Raw genomic sequence first — 25,613 nt, forward strand, 5'->3', positions numbered from 1 at the left:
AAATTAAACTACATCTTTACTCCCCATATTGAGCTGATTACAACTCATAATTTGGTTTGATAGAATGTATCCTGTCAGAACCATCATAAAAATTGCGAATAATTGAAACCACTTCATCAGGATCATCAGTGATGGGCAGCAAATCTAAGTCTTTGGAAGATATATTATTTGCTTGTGACAACATCACATCATGAATCCATTGCTTCAGTCCTGACCAATATTCTGTTCCAACCAGGATCACAGGTACCATTGATATTTTATTGGTCTGAATCAAAGTGAGTACTTCAAACAGCTCATCTAATGTTCCAAAACCACCAGGACACACTACAAAGGCCTGTGCATACTTGACGAACATGACTTTTCTGACGAAAAAATATCTGTGGTGCAGTATTTTTGATGGGTCAATGTATGGATTGTTGAACTGCTCAAAAGGAAGATCAATATTTAATCCCACTGAAAGTCCACCACTTAGATAGGCTCCCTTATTTGCTGCTTCCATAATTCCTGGTCCTCCACCTGTGATCACACCAAATCCTTCTTCAGTACATTTTGCTGCAATATCTGTTGCAAGTTTGTAATATGGATCATCAGGTTTTGTCCTGGCTGAGCCGAAAATAGAAATACATGGATCCAACTTATTTAAACTCTCAAAGCCATCCACCAATTCAGCGATAACTTTGAACATCGTCCATGAGTTTTCGCCCTTGATTTCACTCCATTTCTTTATTTCGCGATGTATATGGGCATCTGCTTCTTTCAACTCTTTTTCACTCATGATTAATTTGTTTGTCTTTATAATTTACTGGGTGCTTCAATTCAAAAGTTATTTACTATTTACTATTATTAAGATAACACTCTACCGATTAATATCAAAAAAAATACCTGCGATCCGATCATTTCAAAAGGCAGGTATTATAGTCAAAAGAAATTACATTGCGAAAAATTTTAATTTAAATTCATTGGAAATGTGTCAATTAAAATTCTAAATTTTTGAAATCAAATTTACTTTAAGTATAACCTAAATATCTAAAATGAGATTCGTAGTGAGAGCTTCAAATACAAGAAAATCAGCGCTTTTAGCGACAAATCATAGTCACCACTATGGTGCGAAGCTAAAAGTGATCCGCCGCGGCGGAGACTGATTTTGAAGTATTTGGAGGTCGTAATAGATTATCATTTTAGATTTTTAGGTTTAAGTTTTTGAACATGAAGAACTAAACCAATTCTCCCTTATATTTCTCAAATTCCTCGCGAAGGTATTTGTTTAATGCGCTAAAGTTGTCAAACTGATCAAAAACAGATGACATGGCATTGCTAGTTCTATTATTACACTGAACAAAAGTCTCCACATCATTCCCCGAGATAGAGCTACCCGAAAGTATGATAAGTCTTTCAACCACATTTCTTAATTCCCTGATATTTCCTGTCCAATTGACTTTTTGAAGCAGTTTTAAAGCCTGGGGTTCTATTTTTTTGTGAGCGATATTGTATTCATCACAAACCATTCCAATGAAGTATTTGACTAATTCAGGAATATCTTCCACACGTTCATTGAGTGATGGTACTTTGATGATAATAACAGCCAACCTATGGTAAAGGTCTTCTCTGAAGTTGCCTTTGGCTATCTCTGCTCTCAAATCTTTATTGGTGGCTGCTATGACACGTACATCCACATTGATATCTTTCTCTCCCCCAACTCTGGTAATCTTATTCTCCTGAAGTGCGCGCAATACCTTTGCCTGTGCCGAAAGACTCATGTCGCCGATTTCATCAAGAAACAAAGTACCTCCATGCGCTTGTTCACATTTACCCAGCCTTTGTTTTATTGCAGATGTAAATGATCCTTTTTCATGCCCAAACAATTCAGATTCAATTAATTCTGAAGGTATAGCAGCACAATTCACTTCTACTATGGGGTAATCTTTCCTTCTACTCAATTGATGTATCCATCTGGCAACCAACTCCTTACCAGTACCATTTTGACCGGTGATCAGTACTCTGGCTTCTGTCGGAGCTACTTTATCGATGGTGGATTTGATCAGTTCCATATTGGCAGACTCGCCTATCATATCCTGAATCTTAGATTTGTACACCTTTTTTGCAAGACTTTTTTCTCAGTTATAAGACTGGATTTATCTAATGCATTACGTAAAGTAATCAGAAGTCTGTTCAGATCGGGTGGCTTTTGTATAAAATCAAAGGCACCTTTTTTTACAGCTTCTACAGCGGTGTCAATATTACCATGTCCTGATATCATAACCACAGGCGTGTCCGGCGTCAAATTTTGTATTTTTTCGATCGCTTCCATACCATCCATTCGCGGCATTTTTACATCCAGAATGATCACATCATAACTTTGTTGCTTGATTTTGACAATACAATCCAGCCCATCAACTGCTTCGTCCACTTCATATTTTTCAAACTCCAAAATATCTTTTAGTGTCTTTCTGATACTCTTGTCATCGTCCACAATCAAAATCTTAGCCATACGTTATATATTTGTATTTTAAAAATGATAAAATCGGATACTATTTGAAATAATAGTTTGAAGGCAATGTCGTTTAAATAAGGAATTTTTTCTTTGTTTTTACCCTATCTAAATCTTTCCCTTGCAAGGGAAAGACTTCATAAAAATGCCTTAACTAAACGACATTGAATTTCAGGGTGTAAATATATAATCTTTTTTAATAATAGGTAATATTTTTTATATCAATTTTATAAATATTAATTTATTTTGTAATTTGTATTATTGATTTATGTGAATCATTTAACTTTGGGCATTATTTTAAATTCTGAAAAAAAAATGAAAAATAAAATGAATCTTGCTGTCATTATAGGCGGCAAATCTCCGGAGCACGCCATATCTCTGAGATCCGGTCGTAGTGTAGTTCAGTCCCTTGATTCTGAAAAATATGACATTACTGTTATTGGCATCAACAAGGAAGGCATTTGGCATCTTCAGGATACCAACGATTTTTTACTTCACGCTGATGATAATGTAAAAATAACCCTAAAACCTTCTGATACAAAAGTATTTCTTGACACCAATGGTAAAAAGACCATCCTTTACAACAGAAAAAATAACCGCAAAATTAAGGTTATTGATGTCGCATTCCCGGTGATTCATGGTGCCTATGGTGAAGATGGAATTATTCAGGGTCTGTTTAGATCTGTCAATGTTCCTTTTGTGGGTGTCGACTTGATGGCGTCTTCTGTAGGCATGGATAAAGATATAGCTAAAAGGCTCTGGAGAGATGCCAATATCCCGATCGCTGCTTTTGAAGTAATAGATCTCAGCAATAAAAGCAAGGTGCGATATGAGGATATCATTAAAAAACTTGGTACTCCGGTATTTGTCAAACCTGCCAATGCGGGTTCATCTGTAGGAGTGCACAAAGTCACCACCAAAGAAGAATTTAAGGCAGCTGTGAAAGATGGCTTCCTTTATGATAGAAAATTGCTTGTAGAAGAAGCTATCACCGGGATAGAAGTGGAATGTGCCGTATTAGGCAATGAATTTCCTGAAGGGTCTGTCATAGGTGGCATCATGCCGACAGAACAGTTCTACTCTTATGATGCCAAGTACATCAGCAGCTCCGGTGCAAAACTGATGATTCCTGCCCCTATATCTCCTGAAGTAGCTTCACTGATAAAAACGACAGCTATCAAAGCTTTCAGATGTATAGGAGCTGAGGGTCTTTCAAGAGTAGATTTTTTTCTGAAACCTGACAACACCATTGTCATCAATGAAATCAATACTATGCCGGGCTTTACGAGTATATCAATGTATCCTAAACTTTGGGAAGCTACGGGATTGCCTTATCCTAAATTACTCGATCGTTTGATAGATCTGGCTATAGACAGACATAAAACCGTCAAAAAACTCAAAACCAGTTGGTAGGATTTTTACAAGTAATGCCCCCAAGCAGGCGCGAGTTTGTGACTCGTGCCCTGGTACCTTTTCATTGTTGAATAAGTTCAAAACGAGGTAAAAATAAAAATAGGAGAATAAGATACAAATTTCTGTGTAAAGTTGGAGTATATTTTGTTTATTTTTGCAATTGTAGTTGCAGTTAATGTAAAGGTAGGTAATTTTTTTTTAGCTGGGTCTTGGGTAATAATTAGTGTTATAGGCACATGTTGCAAACTTGCGCCAGCAGAGAAATATCAGGTTTTTTTTTTTGTTACATTGTTGAAAAAGCAGTTAATCATTTCATCTAAACAAAGATTTTCCCTGCAACGCCTGCACCAACGTAAAAACAGCCAATAAGCCATACAAAATGGAGATCATAACAGTCAATTTCAGATCTTTGAGCACATAATATGCGACCACTGGCAAGACTTGCAATGCATGCATACCTATAAAATGTGCGATACGAAGGTCACCTGCAAGCTTACTCCAACCTACGATGTAAAGATCGGAATTGTCATTGACCAAACCCACGGTATGGCTCAATCTACTTCCCATCAAAAAACCCTGAAAGGAGAAGATCACAAAAATGATCAGACTCAGTCGGATCGCCCACAGATAATAGTCGGGCAGTTCTGGAAATTTCCCAGAGAAAAACAGCATTGCAATGTAAGCAGTATACAGGGTCACTAACGAAGCAGCTATCGCCATCATAGAAAATAAGGTGGCGTAGATTGGCGTACTCAAATTGAAATGGGATTCTTGTCCTTTGCTGGCTTGCCACGATATATAAATGATTTCAAAACCCAATAAAATTATAATGGACCAGTTGAAGACTTCGATATTAAACTTGGGTAGATAATGACAGTACCAAGCCATTGCCCATGCATATAAGAAGGTAGAAAAAGCAAATTTAAAGGGTTTAAACCATGCATTGACACCATAAACTTGAGTAGTAGTCAATTTTGTGAGTAGTAGACAAGCGATAGCAAAAAATAAACAAGCTAAGCCGTAGTAAAATAAAGTTTCGTTGCGGAATTTAAGTTGTTCTATAAAATACATGATACAAAATTAGTCGTAAAATTTTTATTGTTGGGTTTGTTCCGCCCTTTCTTTGATTAATTTCAACCATCTATCATGCAGTTTTTGTAGTTTATTAGGCTGAAGCAACATGTCCAAATTTTTTCCATTATAATCAAATTCTCCCAAAAGTTGAAAGTTGTTCTTTAAATAAAAGCGTATGGCTTTTTCATTATCAGCTTGAACTCCAGCCCATAAAATCACTCTTTTTATATGGTATTCTTTTATGTCGTTTAGGACAAAATGAAACAGAATGTTCCCTAATCCACAACTTTGCCATGCATCAGCTACCGATGGTGCAAACGTACAATCTGTGCTTTCATCAAGGTTTATTCCGTAAGATTGATAACGATTGCGGTCGTGGTCTAAGTAACCTTTTTTTATAATAAAATACGCTACAATACTTTGGCTTAATATATCTACTGCTATATATCCAATGTTTTTGTCTGTATCATAATAGTCGGATACAGACTGCAAATCAAAGGCATGTGGGCCAAAGCGTCTTTTCGTGTCCAAGCTGAGATTATCAAAATATTTACACAAGTTTTCGTAGTCTGGTTGCTCAAGTTTTCGTAAAATTACTTGTTTATTATCTTTCGTTGTGATTGTCATAAATCTAAGTTCTTTAAAAATTTATTGTAATTAAAGCGTAGTTACCCATTTTTTAAAAAATCCCCGTCAATAATCATCAATTTCACACTGTGATTACTGATAGATCTATGTGAACTCAAATTGTCTGAAACGACATAAGTCATCCCTGCTGACAATTCGAACATCTGCCCATCTTCCAGTTCACTTATAAATTGGCCTTCAAGACAGTGTACTATGTGTCCTTTTTGGCACCAATGATCAGCTAGATAACCCGCAGAATAAGCTACAATTCTTATTCGTAAGCCTTCATATAACATCGTTTGCCATGTGGCTATGCCAGTTTCACCTGGTTATTCTACTTTGGGTATTTTGGTCCAGTCAATTGTCTGAAAAGGGATGTTGCTCATTTTATTAATTCTAAAAGTGATTATATTAATTGATGTTAGGCTAAACTATTTTCATGTATTATCTACTTGATTTCATCGCTTTGACCTTCTTTACATTGTCATCAGATAAGAACTTTTGATATTCATCCGATTCCATGCCAAAAAGAGCGACCTTCCCATTTGTGTCACTATGAATGCCAAATCCATACGTTTTTGTCAAAGGTGAAGCACGGAAACAAGGTTGGCCTTTGGAAAAAACTGTTCTCTCGCTTTCGGGTATTCTTCTGAGATTAGGTCGTTTCTATCGGCAAAGACTTGAAAAAAAATGTCATCAGAAGTATAATAATATGGACTAGCCGAGATAATTTCATATTGCTTCTGAGCCACTGTTTTTGTATCTTTTGCAGGTGGTATCGTGCCAGTACTCGCCTTGGTGTCTTCTGCTACTTCAATGAAAGTGCTGTAATAATTTGTGGAATGTGTCTTCATTTTTTTGATTTATTTGTCTGTAAATTTTATCATTCTTGATTTTAATGTACATCTTTCCTTGAATTTACAAACTTTCAAATTCTTTTGGATACCTTACAAGACCAGATACATTTTTTAATCCGTCATTTACCAATTCAAATGCCATAAAAACATTCGAAGGGACATTGTATGGTGATATGATGTTCCATTTTTCAGCTGCTTCAAAACCAAATTTTGGATAATATTTTGCATGTCCCAATACAATTACTGACTTAAATTGCAATTCCCTTGCCTTATCAATTCCGTGGTTGATGAGCAGTTTTCCGATTCCTTTTCTTTGATGTGCGGGAATTACAGCTAATGGTGCAAGCGCTAGACTCTCAGTTTCAGTTTCGTTTTCTTCTATGATTTTGATCCTTGTAAATAAAATATGTCCTACAATTTTTTCATCCAGAGTTGCCACTAAAGAAAGTTGGGGAACAAAATCTTCAGCATTATTTCGCAAAGCATTGACCAATTTCGCTTCATTTTCTTGTCCAAAAGCAGCGGCAACTATTTCAAAAATTTGATCATAGTCTTTTTTATTTTCCTGCCGAATGAGCACTTGAGTTATCATATATTGGTATTTTATGAAGTTGGATTTTCTGTCAAGTTTCTTGCAATTCTAAATCCAAGATCATCAATTTTAAATTTTAAAGGATGACTTCTTCGTCGATTGGTAGCCATTACACTCCGCTCTTCATCTGACCAGCCACCACCTCTGATTATACGGTATGTGCCATAAACTGATTCATCATATATGTCAGAACACCATTCCCAGACATTGCCGAGCATATCATATAGTCCCCAAGGATTAGGTGCTTTTTGACCTACGATATGTGTTGTCAATGATGAGTTATCTTTGTACCAGGCTATATCGTTTATATTTCCATATCTATTACCAGGTGTCCCTGCTTTACATGCATATTCCCATTCAGCTTCAGTTGGGAGTCGAAATCCATTTGATGTGATATCAAAAGAAATTTCTTCGATTTCATCTTGGATTTCATAACAAGGAATTAGCCTTTTATGAATTGATAATTTATTGCAAAAACACACCGCATCTTTCCAAGTCACTGATTCAATGGGCCGATTGTTGCCTTTTAAAGTACTTGGGTCTTCAGATGTAATGGCAAAATAAAGTTCTTGTGTTACTAAAATTTTTGAAAGCAAAAAGGGTTGCACTTCAACGCTCCATTGCTTTTTAAGTCTATCATCTCTTAACTCTACAGTTCCACTAGGTATCCTGACCATTTGATGGTCTAAGTCAATAATGTTAATAGCGTTCAATATTTTTATTGTTTTAAAATCTGTATAGGACTTTTAATCATCTTTTATTCTATCACCAACTATTGATAAACAGATAAAACGCCAATTTTGTGTTAAACGTCTAACATATACGTAATTATTTTTTCATTCCTACAAAGAAACTTAATTTTTTGAATGCATTAAATTTTTTAAAACTATATTTATTGTTTTGCTTTCTTCAGTCTGCTCAGATGTATTGGAGTGATGCCCAAATAAGAAGCTATCATGTGTTGTGGTACTCGATTATGGATATTGGGGAAAACTTCGGTAATAGAGTCATATCGCTGTTTTGGTGTCCTGATATAAGTATTTTTAATTCTGTCGTCCTGATATATAAAGTAATATTCAGCGATGAGTCTTCCCATTTTTTACCCTGCTTGGAGATGTTCGTATCCCCAATCTATCGTGGCCCGTGGCAGTACGACTACTTCAGTTTCTTCTAAGGCTTGTAAACTATAAAAGGAGGGCAATTTCTGAATGAAATTGGAATAATCTGCAATAAATTGATTTTCTAGTGCAAAGTGAATGGTATGCTCCATACCTTCATGATCGGTGATGAGTACCCTGATGATTCCTTTATTGATAAAAAATACTTCATGGGGAACCGTGCTAGGTTTACTAACCCGTTGCGCAGTTAAGCAGCAAGAGCAATTTTGAGTTTGTTTAATGATTTTTGTTTGGAAAAATTATTTAATTGTAGCGTAGCAACTGCTGCCACTTTACAAGTCAATCTAGCGATAAGCCCGTCTGATGTTTTGGCATAATTTCTTTTCACCATAAATTGATCATCTAGTTGGGAAATTTTCGTTTCTATCTTTTTCCTATGATACGCAGAAGCTTTCGTCCACATCGTTTGACCTTTCATGTTAGCTCTTAAAGGCGTAACTAATTGGATTGATTTTGTCTCAAATAAGGACAACTGAACGGACTCGGATATATAACCTTTATCTCCAAGTAGTTGACAATCAGATATATCTATGATTTCATCAAATTTTAAAAAATCAATATCAGCTACATTGGCTGGTGTTATGGCTACTGTGACTGGTATACCTTCGACAGAAGAAATGATGTGCATTTTATATCCATAATAAAATGCTTTAGAAATAGCATGGTACCCGGTTGCAGGTAAGCAATTAGGGTCATCCATACAGATTGTTGATCTGTTTTTTCTTGCATTTTTAGATATTGGGAGCGGCATACTGTCAACAATAAACTTATCACATTTAGGGTTGATAATATTACAAACCTTCGTACCCATCAGAGAAATATAGCTAGATAATTTTTTTCGCCGTCTATTGTAATTTCTTCTATCAATAAGGACGAACAATTCGTCATGATATTCTTCTTTTAGCTTTTAGCTTATTAAAGAGATGATTTTCAGAATCAATACTCAAGGACTCCGCTGTCAGAGACAAGGCAACTAATTGAATATCAGACATTTTAGGTTTATTCGGGTATTTAAAGAAGTTACCATCATCAATGATTTCATCATTAAAAATAGATTTGCATATGTCGAAAATAATATCGAAATTTGTCTTTATGTTGTGCATTGCGAAAAAGTTTGAATGTTTCCGCTAAGTTACTGAATTTCAGTAATATGCACAACATTTTTTTTATTATATATTAGGGTTTCTTAACTGCGCAACAGGTAAGATACAGTATCATTGGCATTGCAAAATATTAAAGCAAATCAATATAATCCGGCAAATAAAATTTCCAAATGAAGATAATCAATCCAAAAGTCGATCTATTTATTGCGGACGGTTGCGGGCGTTGTGAATACTATGCTACCGACCGATGTAAGGTCAGAAACTGGCAAACAGAATTGCAGCATGTCAGACAAATCATGCTTGAATCTGATCTTGAAGAAGAAATCAAATGGGGAGTACCTGTCTATACCCACGAAGGTAAAAATATCGTCATCATCAGTGCACTAAAAGATTGTGTCACCTTCGGGTTTTTTAAAGGTGTTTTGCTTAAAGACACACATAAGATACTCGAAAAACAAGGAGAAAGTGTACAATCTGCCCGTATCATCAGATTTACTTTTGTTGATCGAATTTTGGAGATGGCATCTGTAATCAAGGATTATATCACTGAAGCCGTGGCCATTGAAGTAAGTGGAACTAAAGTAGAATTTAAAAAAGATCTTGAACCTATTCCTGCTGAATTGGAAGATAGATTTGAAGAGTTACCGGCACTTAAAGATGCTTTCTATTCTCTTACTCCCGGTAAAAGGAGAGGATATGTTATCTATATTTCTCAACCCAAAGGATCAGAAGCAAGATTCAGCAGGATAGAAAAATGTATCGAAAAGATCATGAATGGAGAAGGATTGCACGATAAGTACAAATCTCAGCGATAGTATTACTTATCAATAAATTTCTTGGCTATACTAAGTGGCCTGAAAGTATATCGCTTTTTACTTCTGTGTTCTGATTGTCGCTGTGAGATATCTTTGAGCATTTCCAGCACTTCTATTGTATGTGCCCCTTTATTAAGCATGATACATTCAGCCTGTGTGGCATGCCCGGCATCTGTGATTTCTGAACGGGTGGCAAGACCTGATTTATTCAGATTTTCCAGCACCTGAGTAGCCCATATGACAGGTACATGGGCAGCTTCGCATATCCACAATATTTCTTCCTGAATTTCGGACATGCGTTCAAAACCTATCTCAACTGCTAGGTCACCTCTCGCAATCATGACTCCAACTGTTTCATCTTTCATGCCTTCCATGAGTAACTCAGGTAAATGTCTTACGGCCTGAGGTGTTTCAATTTTTATGACAAGATGTGGAGGATGATCATAATTGTCAGCCATCATTTTTCTTAAATTTGCCAGGTCTGACGGGTAGCGGACAAATGAATATCCTATAATATCTGCATTTTCGCATATGAACGGAAGACATGAAACGTCAAAATCAGTTAGTGGAGCAATATCCATTTCAGAGTCGGGAAAGTTGATTCCTTTGTCATTCTTTATCACTTTTTTAGCAGATGAAACCCTGGTAATTCTGACCTTTGCAATGTTATTTTTAACTTTTTCAACGATGCCTCTTACTATACCATCATCAAAATATACCCTGTCGTCTTTTTTCAGGAAAGAAATTAACTCAGGCTCTCCGGGGTTGATGATTAAGTCTTTTGGATCCAAACCTTCGTCGGAATTTGCCAGATAAATCAATTTTCCAACCTTGACTTTTGCCTCACCTTTCTTTCGTCCTTTGCCTATTAATTCTGTTCTGATCTTTGGTCCTGCCAAATCCATATAAATTTTACATGGTTTACCCGTTTTTTGACATGCCTTTTTTATTTTGTTGATCATACTTGCCCACACTGATTCGTCATCATGCGCACAATTGATTCGGGCTATATTCATACCATTGAGCAACAGGTTTTTTATTACGGCATAATCTTCTGCAAAGGTACTGTCTAAGGTGATCATGACTGAAGGATGAGCGTCAATCTCCTTTTGACCAAATAATGCTAAAGACTTATTTCTCATAATTGCCTGACTGCACTCATAGTCGCAAATCTCTTTTTGGTCAGCAGTATATTTTTTACCTAATCTTTGGTTGATAGCTTTGAGCTGGGCCTTAATATGGCTTTCAGAGCTGGCAAGAGATGATAAACCCAAATTATGAAGCTTATCCTGAAGCTCTCTGATGTCCATGCTTCTCAAGGATAAATAATGAATCAGATTTCGTGCTGAAATATGATTGGATGGATGCAGCATACTGCTAATTAAATCTGTTCTTTTTGACTCTTCATCAACCATGTTTTTCTCAAGCAGTTCTAATGAAGATTTTATTGCTTTTATATCAATCATTGAATTTTTTTTAATCAATTTCAAAATTAGGTGTTTCAAGTCATTCACACGTATGACTTAAAAGGATACTGTTTCATGATTTAGATCACCTTTCAAAAATATCAGTTTTCAGCTTTTTGATTTCTATATACATCAAAACATCTAAAGCATTATTAAACGTTGGATCAACATTGATACCCAGAACCGATGCATTTTGTTTCAGATACTTTTTGATCAGGATGGGTATTTTTTTACCGTCAGGCTCTATATTACTGATGATTTTATCGGCGTCACAAATATCTCCGTTGATCAATTCCTTGAGGGTGCGCTTTTGTAAGGGATTGAGAGGGTATTTATAATGTTTTTTAGGCTTAATATGGGAAGAAAAGCGCTGGTCAAGATAATGATGCTCCAGGTATCTGGTAATAAGCGCTTTGGAACAATCAGAAAAATCATTGCTGATACTTGCTGCTCCAATAAGGTATTTATGGTCAGGATATTGTTGAGCAACTATCATTATTCCTTTCCATAAATTAAACAATGGCGTTGGCTTTTGTTGGTAATTTTGTACAATAAATGATCTGCCCATCTCTATAGATTGGGACATAATTTCATGCATTTTATCCTGAAGATGAAATAGCTCTTGAATATAAAAACCATTAATCCCATATTTTTGATAAATTTTTTTGCCCAAGCCCAATCGGTAAGCTCCTGCAATTGCTTTATTTTGGTCATCCCAGAGGATCAAATGATGATAATAATGGTCGTAATGGTCTGTATCTATAGATTTATTGGTACCTTCTCCTACGCTTCTGAAGGTGATTTCCCGAAGTCTTCCTATCTCATGAAGGAGTTCTGGTTTATTATCGATTTTGGTGAAAAATATTTTATAGTCGCCGGATGAAAATAACATATCGCCGGCTATTTCCATTTTCTGAATGATTGTTTTAATAGTTTCTTTTGAAACGCTTTGGGCAATATTTTGTACTTTTTTAAACTTATACTGCTCTAAATTGATGATTTTTTTTCTTCTTTTTTTGAAGAATGTCAGTACTTCTAATTGTTGTCTGAGCATGTCTCCGAAACTGTCTATATCGTCGTAATTTTTTAGTGTGTTGGGACCAATTGGTGAACCAATGCGTACCTGAATTTTTTTATTTCTGGTCTTCATCACTTCACCTGGTAAACCGGCAGTTCTGAAATTATGGTGGATACCTGCCATAAAATAAAACATTGGGCTGTTTTGCGCATTAAAATACATTGGTATTACAGGGACATTGGCTTTTTTTATAAGTTTTAAAGCACTTTTATCCCAGATTTTATCGGTTATCTTACCATTAAGAAAATTGGACTTTTGAGAAACCTCACCCGCAGGAAAAATGCCAAGAGGAATGTTTGCTTCTAAGTGAATTAATGCAGATCTGATGCCGCTGGTACTCCTAAAAACGTCTTTTCGGGTTTCGAAAGGATTGACAGGGCAAATATGATCAGCTATGGGTTTGATTTTACAAAGTAAAAAATTGGCCAAAATCATGGCTTTTGGGTGGCATTCCATTAAGATTTTCATCATGATCAATCCGTCAATTCCACCAAGGGGATGATTACCTATGGCTATAAATGGTTTATCTATAGGGATCTTCTTCTTATCTGCATCCGATATTTCGACTTTGATACCCAATTCATTTAATACAGCATTGATAAAATCAAGCCCATCTAAATAAGAGTAGGTATCATATATCTTGTTTAAGTCTGAAATACTGAGCATATGCATCAGTCCATTACTAAGCGATGTACCCAGATGTCCAAATTTTGATAAACCCAAAGTGTCTGCTATCTCTATATTTGTTACAATAGGCATAATGACTAATTTTTGTAAAAGTAGTTGTCGAATATTAACTCAAAATGAATTGTATATTAAGTCATTATTAATTGCAGATCAATCAAGTATGTATTTCGTATATTTAATATTTAGGTAATATTCTATTAATATTGGATTAGCATTACTTGTATATTCTTGCAACAAATTCCTTTTATGTCACAAAAACTCAGACTTGCATTTTTTGCAGAAATCCTCATAGAAGATTTTGACGGGGCATCCAGAAGCATCACAAACATTCTTAAAAGAATTCCAGCCGACCAACATGAAGTACTATTGATTTGTGGTGTTCCTCCAAAAAATAAAACCAATTGGCAGATTTTTATCGTTCCGGTTGTAAAAATTCCTGTCAATGAAGATTACAGAATGGCGGTACCCCAACTTGGGTTTAACAGATTGCATAAACAATTGATTGATTTTAATCCTGATGTAATTCATATTTCCACTCCATCTTTATTGGGTAAGTATGCATTATCATACGGGCGCAAACAAAACATACCTGTCATTACGGTATATCACACCCATTTTATTTCCTACATAGATTATTATATGTCAAAAATGAAGTTTTTGATACCTGTAGTAAAAAGCTGGATCGTATCTGGCCAAAAAAGATTTTATGCTAAATGTGACAAAGTCTATATACCTACCAAAGCGATGAAAAATGAATTGCTGGATATGGGGTTTGATGAGCACAACTTTAGGATATGGCCCAGAGGAATCAATACGACACTTTTTTCACCGGGAAAGAGGGACAGTAAACATATGAATTCAATAACCCAAAACACCAATAAAAATATCCTGTTTGCCAGCAGATTAGTTTGGGAAAAAAACCTTGAGACTTTGATTCGAATTTATCAATTATGTACATCCAAGAACCTGCCTTATAATTTTATTATAGCAGGAGACGGTGTTGCCAGAGAAACATTAAAGGAACAAATGCCAGATGCTATCTTTTTGGGACATCAAAATCATGAGAGTTTAGCTGTTCTCTATGCTTCATGTGATGTATTTTTATTTACATCCATATCAGAGACTTTTGGCAATGTAGTGATAGAAGCACAAGCTTCTGGGCTACCTGTGGTCATAGCTAATGGTGGTGGTTCTGCAGGATTGGTAGATCATGGTATCAATGGATATCTTTGTTCTCCACAAGATGAAAGTGTTTATCTGGCTTATATAAATGATATTTGCCAGAATACAACATTAAGTGGCTATTTGATCCAAAATGCATATGAAACTGTCAAACAATATCAATGGTCATCCCTGATGGAAATATATTTGAGTGATTTGCAGGTATTAAAATGTAAAAGAGAACAGGAAAAAAATATCTCCATACCTTTCCCTATGGAGTTGGCCATGTGATTTATTGTTTAGCTCATCAATAAAAAATAAATAACATTGACGGTACTTTTTATTACCCATAAGTATCCTCCTGCATTCGGCGGCATGGAAAATCAAAGCTTTCATTTGATCAACGGTATTAATAAAATGCTTAATACACATCAGATCATTTTTGAACAGAAAGAACCCATTTGGAAATTTTTCTTCAAGTTGAGATGGAGAGTCAAAAAAATGTTGAACAACCACCCTGAAATCACCCACATCCATCTGAATGACGGCTTGATGACGGCTTTTTGTTATTTATTGCGAGTTGATTTTGCCGGAAGGAAGGTTTTTGCAACTTTCCATGGTTTGGATGTTGTATTCCCCTTGGGATTATACCAAAAATCTATTTTCCCAAAGATGATCAAAAAACTAGATAAGATCATTTGTGTCAGCATGGCTACTCAGGAGGCTTGTGTGAAAAGAAATGTTACCAAAGAAAAAATTGCAGTTGTTAATAATGGAGTAGATATAAAAAAGGGTATGGAGAAATATCCGGACTTTGGTATGTTATTCGATTCATTAAACCTTGATTTAAATTGTGATAAAATTATTCTCACTTTAGGAAGGCCTGTAAAAAGAAAAGGTTTTAGCTGGTTTGCTAAAGAAGTCATTCCATTGCTTGATGAACATATTAAAATGGTCCACATAGGCAATGTCTCAGGATTGAGTTCTGCTTCAATGTTAACTTTGATACCTCGAAGTTGGGAAAGAAAATTTAATTTGTTTTTAGGTAAAACAGATGATAGCGTCTCACTTGTAGCTTCACACTTGAAAAATCCCCAAAGAGTAATCCTTGCTGGTCGATTATCTGATGAAGAAAGAGATATATTAATCCAAGCTTCTTCTGTTGTTGTTATGCCCAATATTGTAGTGTCTGGAGATATGGAGGGTTTTGGATTGGCTGCGCTGGAGGCCGCCGTAATGGGTAAAACTGTGCTGGTATCTGATCTGGAAGGTATGAAAGATGCCATTATAGATGGTAAAAATGGTTACAGGATTGAAACAGCCAATGCCCGGGTTTGGGCAGATGCTATTTGCGCGCATATAGAAAAAAATGAGCTTCATTCAAAAGATATCAGAGACTTCACGATACAAAACTACAGCTGGGAAAAAATGTGCCTTGGTTATGTGAAGGAGATGATTGAGTCATGAAATATACGGGTTAGGGAATGATACCTGATAGAATCTGAAATGGTATACTGTAAATTCCAAATTAGTGACTACTCATTTTTTAAATATTCTAACCATGAGTATTTAAACCATAAAATGCAATCGGGTAAATTCCAAAACATTAAGTTAACATTTTAGTGATGATACGATAATATCTTAAATACATTGAGTTAACATATACTGAACACCTTTGCGGATTATTTTAATAAACCAAAATCAATCAGTATGAACAAACAATTTTTACAATTATGTATGACATTGTTATTTTCATTTGCGGTGGTAATGATACATGCGCAAATCAAAATAACAGGTAATGTCAAAAGCGCGATACCTTGGCTAACCCATATCAAATAGATTTTGTGCTCAGTGGACACATTCATGATTACGAACGACTGACCAAAAAGTATGACGATCATACAACAACCTTCGTCGTATCAGGTGGTGCAGGTGGCGGCATCGAACCTAAAGATAGTAATCCTGAGCCAAAAATGGATCGTCTTATTAAACAACATCATTTTGGGAGGATGACGCTACAAAAAAATAAAGCAATGATGTACATTTACGACATCAATGGAGATATCATAGATCAATTAACCATTCAAAAACCCAACAAATGATCCGATATTTTTTAGCCATCCTTTTGTGTGCTGTTTGTTTTTTACCCATGAAAATTTGGGCACAGACAGCCAATCTACAGACAGAAAATGTTTTCCTTATCACGCTCGATGGACTGAGATGGCAAGAACTTTTTGGTGGCGCAGATGATAGTCTCATTCACAATACCGTATTTACCAAAGATACTGCAGCACTCAAAAAAGAATTTTGGCATACAGATCCACTCAAACGTAGAGAAATCCTGATGCCATGGTTCTGGAATACCATGGCAAAAGAAGGACAAATCATAGGCAACAGAAAATACGAGAACAATGCCCAAGTGACGAATATTCATTGGTTTTCTTATCCCGGATACAACGAAATTTTGACAGGCTATACCGATCCCTACATCAAATCAAATGATAAAATCAATAATCCAAATGTCACCGTCTTAGAATGGCTCAACCAAAAAGATGCGCTTAAAGGAAAGGTAGCGGCATTCGGTTCGTGGGATGTTTTTCCATTTATCATCAATAGAGACCGATCTGGCATCCCTGTCAATGCAGGATTTGAACACGCAATAGGCGACGATCTGACTTGGAAAGAAAAATATCTCAACGAACTTCAAGACCAAACACCTAGTCCATGGAGTAGTGTGAGATTAGACGTGTTTACCCATCAGTTCGCACTAGAATACATCCAAAAAAAGCATCCAAAACTGCTCTATATTTCCTATGGTGAAACCGATGATTTTGCACATGACGGCCGATATGATCACTATCTCCATGCGGCTCGCAGGACAGATAAATTTATCCATGACTTATGGGCTTACTGTCAGTCAGATCCCGTCTATAAAAACAAAACTACCTTCGTCATCACCACCGATCATGGACGTGGTGACATCGTCAAAAAAGAGTGGACATCCCATGGTAAAATCTACAAAGGCAGCAACGAAATATGGATGGCAGTCATCGGTACTGATACACCAGCCTTGGGCGAAAGAAAAGACAAATCCCGTTTCTTTCAAAATCAAGTAGCCAAAACGGTAGCAGCATTTTTTGGTTATGAGTATAGCAATAAAGAGGAAGTGGGTGATGTATTGGATGGTGTGATTGGGAGGTAAAGTGTGGCGTTGGTTTTTGAGATTTGAAAATATTGTTTAAATCTACCCAATATGATAAAAATACTCCGATAACTTTTTAAAAAAAACATTATAAAATAATATATATGTAAAAAGTAAATGCGTAAATTGGCCCTTGAGCCAACCTGAAATCAAACTCTCTTACCAAAATGATTACACAAGACGCATTTACCACAGGCAAAAACCTTATGGGAATAATATTAGAAAAAATGGTTGGTATCAACAAATGTCAGAAAGAATTTTTTATAGAAGTAGAGTTGTTATTCCTAACCATCAGACTATTGAATACACAGAGATGAACAGACAGTTTAGAAACAACGGTATATTGATTATACTAACTGTATTGATTATACTCGGAATGCTTGTGTTCAACGTATTCCATTATTCTCTGAGCTATGGCATTATCGAAATCAACAATATCAATTCGTTGTTTTTGGTTCCTTTTATTTTATTGGTTTGTTGGCTTGGAATCCTGCTCGGCTCAACAAAAAAAGATGTCGAATTTGAACTGGCTTTCCAAAATCAAATATCAGAAAGGGAGAAGGATGTCATCGAGCGAATAGCACAAGGTAAAAAAAATCAGGAAATTGCTGACGAACTTTTTGTTGATATTTCTACTATCAAAACACACATAAATAATATTTACAGAAAAACAGGTGTCAAAAACAGGAGAGAATTGACAGACTTAGCCAGAAAAGTAGAAGAAAAGGTTGAAAATGAATGATTCCACCCCTTTTTCCACCTATTAAGATTTTCAAAATGACTGAATCCGGTTGACCTTTGCACAAACAAAAATAATTAAAATGGCAAATTTTAGGTTTTACAAATCGGCAGTTTTTAATGGAGCTGCGGTAGCACTTGCAGGAAGTTTTCTTATGGTTACATTATTGGCTTTTCAGCTAATTGGACCCAAGGCTATCTCATTGGATACAGAAATGACAGGCGGTACCATTTTATTTCTTATGCTTTACCTCTTTTTACTTTTCGCAATTTACCATACCATTCAAAAACAAAAGGAGAACAACGGTCAAAAAATCACCTTCAAAGAAGCTGTATTTCAAGGGTCCATTTTAAGTATGTCGACGGCTTTGGTGAGTGTTTTACTGACATATTTATTTTATGAAATTCTATACCCGAACTATGTGATGGAGATGTTGGGTTCTTTACAAACAAAAATGCAAATTTCAAATGTGAGTCCGCTCCGAAAAGCTCTATTTTTAAAAATCGCATAAAATAGTACTCTTGGGCTGACGGGATAAAAAATTGACATCTTGAAATAAGGTTTTTATAATCTGACGCCTCGTATAGACCATCACAATTGTTTTGATGAAATTTAGGGCAATATTTGGCAAGTTTTGGCCATTTTCTGTCACAAAATTTACGATTCGGACAAAGTTCACCCATAAACATCTCATGTTGGCCCACATTTGATGTTTGCTTAATCCCCTATACCTACTCTTTGCATTGGGGTAGTGATAACTTACCTGAAATATGGTGGCTTCAACATTGTTTCTTCTCTGTATTTCTTCTTTTGGTGTAGATTCTATTTTCTTCCTGATCTGGTAGGTATCTATTTCTTTTTGCGTGATATATCTGTATGATTCGCCTGTCTTTATTCGCCATTTTTCAGTACCATCTTTACTGATTACTTTTATACTTTCTACTTCTTCACCAGTTTGTGTATCTTTTACTTGCAATGTTTGGTCTTCCGTCATTTCCAACTCGTATCTTCCTTTGGCTCCTTGTATTGCTTGTAGGTTTAAGTCTATATCGTTGTCTTTACAATAGTTTTGATTTTCGGGACTATGGTAGGCACCATCTGCATACACTGATTCTATCTTATCTGATATGATTTCCTGTGTTTTTTCGGTATCTTCTTTTAAGAAGTCAGTGTCAGGAGTACTTACTACTTTAACATTGACATTCGTAATTAAATTTAGATTTTCATCATCGCATGTCTCCGTTACATTCACACTGTAGCCTTTTACTTGTTTTTTTTTGTCCATCGTTACCTCCTTTGCTACGGTAGGTACTGTCGGTATCGTGTGGCGATTGTACAGACTGCGCCGATATGGATTCTTTTTCTTTGGCTACTATCATTTTATCTTCGGTGATCTCGTACTGTTCGGTGAATACTCTTTGTAATGTTTTGTAACTGTCTGTTTGTGAGCCTTCGGTTAGCTCTAATACTTTCGATATCAGGGTACCTAACTCTTTTAATTTACTCTTAACTTCCTGGCTCGTATGGGTGTACACTACTTTGTCTCCTTGCATTTTTAGTGCGTCTTCCAGCTTCTCTTTAAGTGTAGCTTCTAAGTGAGCATTGTCTTTTATTTCCTTGTAATAAAGCTCTAACGTTTTATGTATCAATTCGTAACGGCTCAACCATGCTATATTACTTCCCAATAACTTACTGTCCATTCTTATTTTCTTGCCGCTTACTCCAAATTCAATACATTGATCCTTTGTCGTCTGGGCAAATACTTCTGCAAATAGATTTTTTCCGTTTTCCTTGTCATAAGCTGCTACATTGTGCCGAAATAGATAGTAAGTGGATTCTGTAGGTATGGTGTCGCTTAAATTTAATAACCCTAATGCACTTCGATATAACAAGTTGAATCTACAGTTTTCAAATATCTTCTCATCACTCAAACCATCTGCTTCCTTCAATATCATCATCCCTATCATTACTCGTATGGATGCATTTGGTCTGCCTTGACTATCACTATATAAAGGACTGAACAACTCCTCGTCTATGCGCATAATCACTTCTTTGCGAAATAGATTATGCCAGGCATCAGGATTTTCATACACTGTTTGTACCTTGCCACTAAATAATGAAACAGGGCTTGAAAACATATCCAACTGTAGGTGCTTTGATGATTTTTTTAGCATCCGGATTAAAGTTATTTTGATATCACAAATTTAAAACATATGTTCTTTTTTATACTATATTTGTGAATCAATTATTAAATACTTTTAGGAGTGGACTCAATCATAATATATTGTAAATTAAATAATTATGATCGTAAATTTTGTAATCAATTTTCTGTTTGGTATTTCATGTGTAATGTAGAGAAAAGATATTGAAAGGAAATAGTTCTGATAAACTCATCATATTCATTAAAAACCCTATAGTGGGCAAGGTGAAGACCCGTATAGCAGCTGGATCTGACGATGATCAGGCACTCATAATTTATAAAAAATTGCTTAAAATCACACGAAAAATTACAACAACACTTAATGTGGATAAGTATCTTTTTTACAGTGATGCGATATCACTGGATGACGACTGGGACAATAATAAATATATCAAAAAAAAACAAGCGGACGGCGATCTTGGACATAGGATGTTCCACGCATTTCAAACATGTTTTAGTTCGCAAGCTAACTTTGATAGCAAAGTACTCATCATCGGTAGTGATTGTCCCTACATCACTCCGGCACTAATTGAAAATGCCTTCTCTGCATTGGATGATCATGATGTAGTTATCGGGCCGACTAAAGATGGGGGTTATTATTTACTAGGTATGAAAAAATTACATCAAGCACTATTTTATGGGGTAAACTGGAGTAGTGATACTGTGTTTAATACCACGCTTGAAAAAATTAAGAATAATGGTCTGAGTTACACCCAAACGACTCTTTTGAATGATATCGACACATATGAAGATTGGGTGGAATTTCAAATGTCTGGTAGACAATAAATGCTTTCTGAATAAAATTAATATCTTTTAAAAAGGTTCAACAAAGTCAATCTCATAAATTTTTGCTCCCATAGAGAGTAATTTTTATGAGAATGCTTTATTTATAAATTAATTCATACATTTGGCGACCTAATTCAATAGTAGATTTTACGAATTTTATCCTTTACCATTTTAAAACAAATCTTATATGAACCGGAAATGGAATATTTTTACAATTATCCCTTGCCTTCTTTTTATCTCTGTGGTGATCAATGCTCAAAATATTCCTTCGCCCAAGGAGCATTTTGGTTTTGAAATAGGTGATGATTATCATCTGGCAACATATACACAAACAGAATCTTATTTTAAAAAACTGGCAGCCGCGTCTCCAAAAGCAAAATATAATATCATAGGTAAGACCGAAGAGGGTAGGGATCAGTTCATGATGGTGGTGACTTCTCCTGAAAATCAACAAAAATTGGAATATTATAAGTCTATTTCTCAAAAATTAGGTAATCCGGATGGTATTTCAGATGAGCAAGCCAGAGCGATGGCACGAGAAGGTAAAGCAGTGGTTTGGATTGATGGCGGATTACACTCTACCGAAACAGTTGCAACTCACCAACTGATTGCGACTGCTTATAAGCTGCTCACAAGTACTGATCCGGAGACTACAAGAATTCTGGACAATTTGATCATACTGATGGTACATGCTAATCCCGACGGGCAGGAACTTGTCACCAATTGGTATATGCGTAATCCAGTCCCTGAAAAGAGGTCGTTGCAGCACGTGCCAAAACTATATCAAAAGTACGTAGGTCATGATAACAACAGAGATTTCTATATGCTCAATATGAAAGAATCACAGAATATCGCCCGACAGTTGTTTGTTGAGTGGATACCACAGATCATGTACAATCATCATCAAACGAGTCCTGCAGGTGCGGTAGTAGCAGGTGCTCCATACAGAGACCCTTTTAACTATGTCATGGATCCGCTTATTATATCAGGACTCGATGCCATAGGAGCTGCCAATCAGAATCGTCTGAATGTAGAGGGCAAAACAGGATATACCAGCAAAAGTGGTTCAGTATTTTCTACCTGGTACAATGGTGGACTTCGTACTACCACTTATTTCCACAACATGGTAGGTTTGCTGACTGAAATCACAGGTGGACCTAACCCTATGAATATCCCATTGGTGACAAATCGGCTCATTCCAAACGCTGCTACACCAAACCCCGTAGTGCCTCAAAAGTGGTTTTTCAGACAAAGTATAGACTACTCGGTATCTCTTAATTATGCTATGCTGGATTATGCTGCCAGAAACAGGGATCAGCTCTTATACAATATTTATAAGATGGGTATGAACTCTATAGATCGGGGTAGCAGAGATTATTGGGCATTGAGCCCTTCAAAGATTGAAGAAATGAACCGGCTCATTGCTGATGGACAAAAAAATAAAACTACTGAATCTACTACAGCCAATGAAGAATCATATTGGACAGGTGGTCCAGGTTCACCTAAAAAAATCTATGATACTGTAATGACAAATCCAAAATATAAAGATCCCAGAGGATTTATCATACCATCAGACCAGAAGGATTTTGCCACGGCGGTAGAGTTTCTCAATGCATTGATAAAAACCGGAGTGATAGTACACAAAGCCACAAGAGAGTTTAACGTAAATGGCAAATCATATCCTGCCAACTCCTATATCGTAAAGACGAATCAGGCTTTCAGACCACATGTGATAGATTTGTTTGAACCTCAAGACCACCCCAATGATTTTCAATATCCCGGAGGACCACCCGTACCACCATATGATGCGGCAGGTTGGACACTTGCATATCAGATGGGTGTAAAATTTGACAGAATCATGGAAGGGTTTGACGGGCCTTTTGAAAAAAATCCAATCGGTCAGCTTCTGGAACATAAAGTAAATCTTCCTGACTTGGCAAAAGTGAAAGGTTTTCTTTTTAATGCCGCCGTAAATAACTCTTACAAAGTCATCAATACTTTTTTGAATAATAATGTAGATGTATTCCGGATCACTAATGAAATAGCGGATGCAAAAAGCGGTGCAGGTTCGTTTTTTGTACCTGTCAATGCTAAGACCAAATCCATCATTGCCCAAAATGCTGTATTGATGAAGCAAGCACCTGAAGTTGCCAGCGTAAATCCTTCTTCAATACAAAAAATTGGCCATGCACGTATAGCTCTTTGGGATACTTATGGAGGGTCGATGCCATCAGGTTGGATCAGATGGATGATGGAACAATTTAATTTTCCAATGAAACTGATCTTTGCCAATGAAATTGATAGCGTAAATCTGAAATCAAATTATGATGTTATCGTTTTTGTTGGTGGCTCCATCCCTGGTATCTCAGGAACAGGTGGAAGAAGTCAAAGCATGCCTCATGCAGACTCTATACCATCTGAATACAGGCACACTTTAGGCCGAATCACCGTCGATAAATCCATACCCCAATTAAAAAATTTCTTGGATGAAGGAGGAAATATTGTCACTATTGGCTCTGCTTGCAACCTTGCTTATCACTTAAAACTTCCTTTGTCTAATGCCCTCACAGAAATTGTAAATGGTGAACCAAAACCATTGCCTAAAGAAAAGTACTACACTCCGGGTAGTATATTGAAAGTAGCTGTAAATAATAAACAAGCTGCGGCTGCCGGAATGGAAGAGACAGCAGACATATATTTCGCCGACAGTCCCGTTTTTAATATTTCACCTATGGCATTGGCCAAACAGGAAATTGTGCCACTATTGTGGTTTGGTAAGGAAAAGCCCCTTAAGAGTGGTTGGTCGTGGGGTCAAAACTATTTGCAGGATAAAGTTACAGGATTTATGGCAAATGTAGGCAAAGGAAAATTATATGCGTTTGGGCCTGAAATCACATTCAGAGCTCAGTCACATGGCACTTTTAAATTGCTTTTCAATCAGCTATATACTACAAAGTAGGTAACCTGTATATTAAGAATAGTTATTCGGTAAAGCGAGATAAAAAATTTCAGCATTTTATACTCCAGTAAATGTTGAAATTTTTATTTTATTCTTAATTTTTACATGGCTAAATATTAGATTTGTACGCATAAAAGCCTGTGTCTTATCATGTCTTATCTGGAAGAGAAAATAAGGAGTTTTTTTCCCTATTGTTTTTTTAAAAATACTACAATTTGGATAGAAATAAAAATTCCATCTGTTGTTTGCCTATTGCTTTTGGATCTGAGATTAAAGTCATTTTTTTTGCCCGAATATGTGCACCCGATGTCTGATCACCAAATTCCAGCATATATGTTTTTTCCGGCAGACTGAGTTCCCATTTTCTGACTTTAAAAAATCCTGAATGTTCTTTAAAAGTACGTAAGGTGTAGTTCTTTGTTGATTTTTCTTGTACGTTTCTTGTCAAATAGTCATATTTCACCACATCTTCCAAAAATTCAAAAGTACCTATATTACCTGTTGCACGCCAAATACTATCTGTCTCGCTGCCGCCGGTAGGCGTCTTAATGATATACAATATTCTCAAACTGTCCAATTTCCAGACACCTGTCAAACTTTGAGACCCATGTGTTTCGGGTTTAGTACAACTAAATGTCAATAAGAGTGAGAGAGGTATTAGGATATAAATGATGTTTTTCATTTGTTGGACTTTAGGTTATTATACAAGATTACAATTTAATACACGGTTAGGTATCTTTCACTTTGATTTTTACAGGGTATAAATTTATAACGTGATTTTAACCTTCTTCGTTGAAATTGAAAGAAGTTTTTATAGAGATGACTGATTTCTTGCCAATTGGAAAGGCGAGTATGTCTAAAGGTTTTCAAAAAAACGAATCTGTCAGTACTGGTCGATTCGCAATGACATATTTGTAGATTGAGTCTCTGCTCCCAAAATAAATATTTGATGATCACTAAATGTTTTTTAACCTTTCCCATTCCTTATCAGCGGGTAGACCTAAAAGTAAACCATTGATTATCATTATAGTAAAAATCGATATTATTTGTTTACTTTATCAAAGACTTTTCGTGTGGATTATTGATTAGGTATTTGAATTATTTTTCATAGTTAAACTGATCATAGAGTTTTGTACGAATCATATGGAGTTCAAACTCAAAAATTGTGAACCACATCCTTAAAATGAA

At 35.9% G+C, this 25,613-nt stretch carries 23 protein-coding genes and 4 pseudogenes; 11 read left to right on the forward strand and 16 right to left on the reverse strand.

What is annotated here, in order from left to right; translation table 11 throughout:
* Nucleotides 1–37: 37 nt before the first annotated feature.
* Nucleotides 38–775, reverse strand: a complete 738-nt coding sequence (locus tag IPK35_09965) for a TIGR00730 family Rossman fold protein (protein MBK8053575.1) — start codon at nt 773–775, stop codon at nt 38–40.
* A gap of 439 nt (nt 776–1,214) precedes the next feature.
* Nucleotides 1,215–2,488: pseudogene (locus tag IPK35_09970) on the reverse strand (sigma-54-dependent Fis family transcriptional regulator).
* A 315-nt stretch (nt 2,489–2,803) separates the two neighbouring features.
* Between IPK35_09970 and ddlA the strand changes: the two are divergent.
* Complete coding sequence (gene ddlA / locus IPK35_09975) at nt 2,804–3,901, forward strand: D-alanine--D-alanine ligase (protein MBK8053576.1); 1,098 nt, start codon at nt 2,804–2,806, stop codon at nt 3,899–3,901.
* A 312-nt stretch (nt 3,902–4,213) separates the two neighbouring features.
* On the opposite strand, the gene IPK35_09980 is transcribed toward ddlA, so the two are convergent.
* The 9 genes and pseudogenes from IPK35_09980 to IPK35_10020 form a co-directional block, all read right to left on the reverse strand.
* Complete coding sequence (locus IPK35_09980) at nt 4,214–4,975, reverse strand: hypothetical protein (GenBank protein MBK8053577.1); 762 nt, start codon at nt 4,973–4,975, stop codon at nt 4,214–4,216.
* Between the two features lie 21 nt (nt 4,976–4,996).
* The gene (locus IPK35_09985) at nt 4,997–5,602 is read right to left on the reverse strand and encodes a GNAT family N-acetyltransferase (GenBank protein ID MBK8053578.1); all 606 of its coding nucleotides are present in this window, start codon (nt 5,600–5,602) and stop codon (nt 4,997–4,999) included.
* A gap of 41 nt (nt 5,603–5,643) precedes the next feature.
* Nucleotides 5,644–5,988: pseudogene (locus IPK35_09990) on the reverse strand (DHCW motif cupin fold protein).
* A 58-nt stretch (nt 5,989–6,046) separates the two neighbouring features.
* Nucleotides 6,047–6,456: pseudogene (locus IPK35_09995) on the reverse strand (hypothetical protein).
* Between the two features lie 64 nt (nt 6,457–6,520).
* Nucleotides 6,521–7,051 carry an N-acetyltransferase gene (locus IPK35_10000; protein MBK8053579.1) on the reverse strand — a complete coding sequence of 177 codons (531 nt, stop codon included), beginning with the start codon at nt 7,049–7,051 and terminating at the stop codon, nt 6,521–6,523.
* Nucleotides 7,052–7,062: 11 nt separating this feature from the next.
* Nucleotides 7,063–7,728 carry an SUMF1/EgtB/PvdO family nonheme iron enzyme gene (locus tag IPK35_10005; protein MBK8053580.1) on the reverse strand — a complete coding sequence of 222 codons (666 nt, stop codon included), beginning with the start codon at nt 7,726–7,728 and terminating at the stop codon, nt 7,063–7,065.
* A gap of 215 nt (nt 7,729–7,943) precedes the next feature.
* Nucleotides 7,944–8,453: pseudogene (locus IPK35_10010) on the reverse strand (Crp/Fnr family transcriptional regulator).
* Nucleotides 8,417–9,109, reverse strand: coding sequence for an IS982 family transposase (locus tag IPK35_10015; GenBank protein ID MBK8053581.1), 693 nt, complete (start codon nt 9,107–9,109; stop codon nt 8,417–8,419). The pseudogene IPK35_10010 and the gene IPK35_10015 overlap by 37 nt, the downstream one beginning before the upstream one ends.
* Nucleotides 9,110–9,113: 4 nt before the next feature.
* Nucleotides 9,114–9,332 carry a hypothetical protein gene (locus IPK35_10020; GenBank protein ID MBK8053582.1) on the reverse strand — a complete coding sequence of 73 codons (219 nt, stop codon included), beginning with the start codon at nt 9,330–9,332 and terminating at the stop codon, nt 9,114–9,116.
* Nucleotides 9,333–9,502: 170 nt separating this feature from the next.
* Here IPK35_10020 and IPK35_10025 point away from each other — a divergent pair, with 170 nt between their 5' ends.
* Nucleotides 9,503–10,147: a DUF1801 domain-containing protein gene (locus IPK35_10025; GenBank protein ID MBK8053583.1), complete on the forward strand. Its 645-nt coding sequence runs from the start codon at nt 9,503–9,505 to the stop codon at nt 10,145–10,147.
* Between the two features lie 2 nt (nt 10,148–10,149).
* Here IPK35_10025 and IPK35_10030 read toward each other — a convergent pair whose 3' ends face one another.
* A complete protein-coding gene (locus IPK35_10030; protein ID MBK8053584.1) occupies nt 10,150–11,613 on the reverse strand; it encodes a pyruvate kinase in 1,464 nt (487 codons plus the stop codon).
* Nucleotides 11,614–11,698: 85 nt separating this feature from the next.
* Nucleotides 11,699–13,450 (reverse strand): lysophospholipid acyltransferase family protein, encoded by a 1,752-nt coding sequence (locus IPK35_10035; GenBank protein ID MBK8053585.1) that lies wholly within the window; start codon nt 13,448–13,450, stop codon nt 11,699–11,701.
* A 174-nt stretch (nt 13,451–13,624) separates the two neighbouring features.
* Between IPK35_10035 and IPK35_10040 the strand changes: the two genes are divergently transcribed.
* The 7 genes from IPK35_10040 to IPK35_10070 all read left to right on the forward strand — a co-directional run bounded on the left by IPK35_10040 (nt 13,625) and on the right by IPK35_10070 (nt 18,991).
* Nucleotides 13,625–14,830, forward strand: coding sequence for a glycosyltransferase family 1 protein (locus IPK35_10040; GenBank protein ID MBK8053586.1), 1,206 nt, complete (start codon nt 13,625–13,627; stop codon nt 14,828–14,830).
* Between the two features lie 36 nt (nt 14,831–14,866).
* On the forward strand, nt 14,867–16,006 hold the full coding sequence (locus tag IPK35_10045; GenBank protein MBK8053587.1) for a glycosyltransferase family 4 protein: 1,140 nt from the start codon (nt 14,867–14,869) through the stop codon (nt 16,004–16,006).
* A gap of 350 nt (nt 16,007–16,356) precedes the next feature.
* Nucleotides 16,357–16,641, forward strand: a complete 285-nt coding sequence (locus IPK35_10050; protein MBK8053588.1) for a hypothetical protein — start codon at nt 16,357–16,359, stop codon at nt 16,639–16,641.
* Nucleotides 16,638–17,741 (forward strand): alkaline phosphatase family protein, encoded by a 1,104-nt coding sequence (locus IPK35_10055; GenBank protein MBK8053589.1) that lies wholly within the window; start codon nt 16,638–16,640, stop codon nt 17,739–17,741. Before IPK35_10050 ends, IPK35_10055 begins: the two co-directional genes overlap by 4 nt.
* A 167-nt stretch (nt 17,742–17,908) precedes the next feature.
* Nucleotides 17,909–18,058 (forward strand): hypothetical protein, encoded by a 150-nt coding sequence (locus IPK35_10060; GenBank protein MBK8053590.1) that lies wholly within the window; start codon nt 17,909–17,911, stop codon nt 18,056–18,058.
* Nucleotides 18,055–18,483, forward strand: a complete 429-nt coding sequence (locus IPK35_10065) for a helix-turn-helix transcriptional regulator (protein MBK8053591.1) — start codon at nt 18,055–18,057, stop codon at nt 18,481–18,483. Before IPK35_10060 ends, IPK35_10065 begins: the two co-directional genes overlap by 4 nt.
* A gap of 79 nt (nt 18,484–18,562) precedes the next feature.
* On the forward strand, nt 18,563–18,991 hold the full coding sequence (locus IPK35_10070; protein MBK8053592.1) for a DUF4199 family protein: 429 nt from the start codon (nt 18,563–18,565) through the stop codon (nt 18,989–18,991).
* On the opposite strand, the gene IPK35_10075 is transcribed toward IPK35_10070, so the two are convergent.
* Nucleotides 18,977–19,765 (reverse strand): transposase, encoded by a 789-nt coding sequence (locus tag IPK35_10075; protein MBK8053593.1) that lies wholly within the window; start codon nt 19,763–19,765, stop codon nt 18,977–18,979. The genes IPK35_10070 and IPK35_10075 overlap by 15 nt on opposite strands.
* Entirely contained in the window at nt 19,707–20,654 is a 948-nt protein-coding gene (locus IPK35_10080) for a transposase (GenBank protein ID MBK8053594.1), read from the reverse strand. Before IPK35_10080 ends, IPK35_10075 begins: the two co-directional genes overlap by 59 nt.
* Before the next feature lie 191 nt (nt 20,655–20,845).
* Here IPK35_10080 and IPK35_10085 point away from each other — a divergent pair, with 191 nt between their 5' ends.
* Together IPK35_10085 and IPK35_10090 are read left to right on the forward strand one after the other, a co-directional pair.
* A complete protein-coding gene (locus tag IPK35_10085; GenBank protein ID MBK8053595.1) occupies nt 20,846–21,466 on the forward strand; it encodes a TIGR04282 family arsenosugar biosynthesis glycosyltransferase in 621 nt (206 codons plus the stop codon).
* Nucleotides 21,467–21,653: 187 nt separating this feature from the next.
* The gene (locus IPK35_10090; GenBank protein ID MBK8053596.1) at nt 21,654–24,425 is read left to right on the forward strand and encodes a peptidase; all 2,772 of its coding nucleotides are present in this window, start codon (nt 21,654–21,656) and stop codon (nt 24,423–24,425) included.
* A 208-nt stretch (nt 24,426–24,633) separates the two neighbouring features.
* Here the strand turns inward: IPK35_10090 and IPK35_10095 are convergent, their stop codons facing one another.
* Nucleotides 24,634–25,107, reverse strand: coding sequence for a hypothetical protein (locus IPK35_10095; protein ID MBK8053597.1), 474 nt, complete (start codon nt 25,105–25,107; stop codon nt 24,634–24,636).
* Between the last annotated feature and the right edge of the window lie 506 nt (nt 25,108–25,613).

The sequence above is a fragment of the Saprospiraceae bacterium genome (genome assembly GCA_016713025.1).
GTDB lineage: Bacteria > Bacteroidota > Bacteroidia > Chitinophagales > Saprospiraceae > OLB9.

Coding starts and splice junctions, on each gene's coding strand:
- IPK35_09965 (MBK8053575.1), bottom strand. CDS start 775: ATGAGTGAAAAAGAGTTGAAAGAAGCAGATGCCCATATACATCGCGAA.
- ddlA (MBK8053576.1), top strand. CDS start 2,804: ATGAAAAATAAAATGAATCTTGCTGTCATTATAGGCGGCAAATCTCCG.
- IPK35_09985 (MBK8053578.1), bottom strand. CDS start 5,602: ATGACAATCACAACGAAAGATAATAAACAAGTAATTTTACGAAAACTT.
- IPK35_10000 (MBK8053579.1), bottom strand. CDS start 7,051: ATGATAACTCAAGTGCTCATTCGGCAGGAAAATAAAAAAGACTATGAT.
- IPK35_10005 (MBK8053580.1), bottom strand. CDS start 7,728: ATGGTCAGGATACCTAGTGGAACTGTAGAGTTAAGAGATGATAGACTT.
- IPK35_10020 (MBK8053582.1), bottom strand. CDS start 9,332: ATGCACAACATAAAGACAAATTTCGATATTATTTTCGACATATGCAAA.
- IPK35_10025 (MBK8053583.1), top strand. CDS start 9,503: ATGAAGATAATCAATCCAAAAGTCGATCTATTTATTGCGGACGGTTGC.
- IPK35_10030 (MBK8053584.1), bottom strand. CDS start 11,613: ATGATTGATATAAAAGCAATAAAATCTTCATTAGAACTGCTTGAGAAA.
- IPK35_10035 (MBK8053585.1), bottom strand. CDS start 13,450: ATGCCTATTGTAACAAATATAGAGATAGCAGACACTTTGGGTTTATCA.
- IPK35_10040 (MBK8053586.1), top strand. CDS start 13,625: ATGTCACAAAAACTCAGACTTGCATTTTTTGCAGAAATCCTCATAGAA.
- IPK35_10055 (MBK8053589.1), top strand. CDS start 16,638: ATGATCCGATATTTTTTAGCCATCCTTTTGTGTGCTGTTTGTTTTTTA.
- IPK35_10060 (MBK8053590.1), top strand. CDS start 17,909: ATGATTACACAAGACGCATTTACCACAGGCAAAAACCTTATGGGAATA.
- IPK35_10065 (MBK8053591.1), top strand. CDS start 18,055: ATGAACAGACAGTTTAGAAACAACGGTATATTGATTATACTAACTGTA.
- IPK35_10070 (MBK8053592.1), top strand. CDS start 18,563: ATGGCAAATTTTAGGTTTTACAAATCGGCAGTTTTTAATGGAGCTGCG.
- IPK35_10075 (MBK8053593.1), bottom strand. CDS start 19,765: ATGGACAAAAAAAAACAAGTAAAAGGCTACAGTGTGAATGTAACGGAG.
- IPK35_10080 (MBK8053594.1), bottom strand. CDS start 20,654: ATGCTAAAAAAATCATCAAAGCACCTACAGTTGGATATGTTTTCAAGC.
- IPK35_10090 (MBK8053596.1), top strand. CDS start 21,654: ATGAACCGGAAATGGAATATTTTTACAATTATCCCTTGCCTTCTTTTT.
- IPK35_10095 (MBK8053597.1), bottom strand. CDS start 25,107: ATGAAAAACATCATTTATATCCTAATACCTCTCTCACTCTTATTGACA.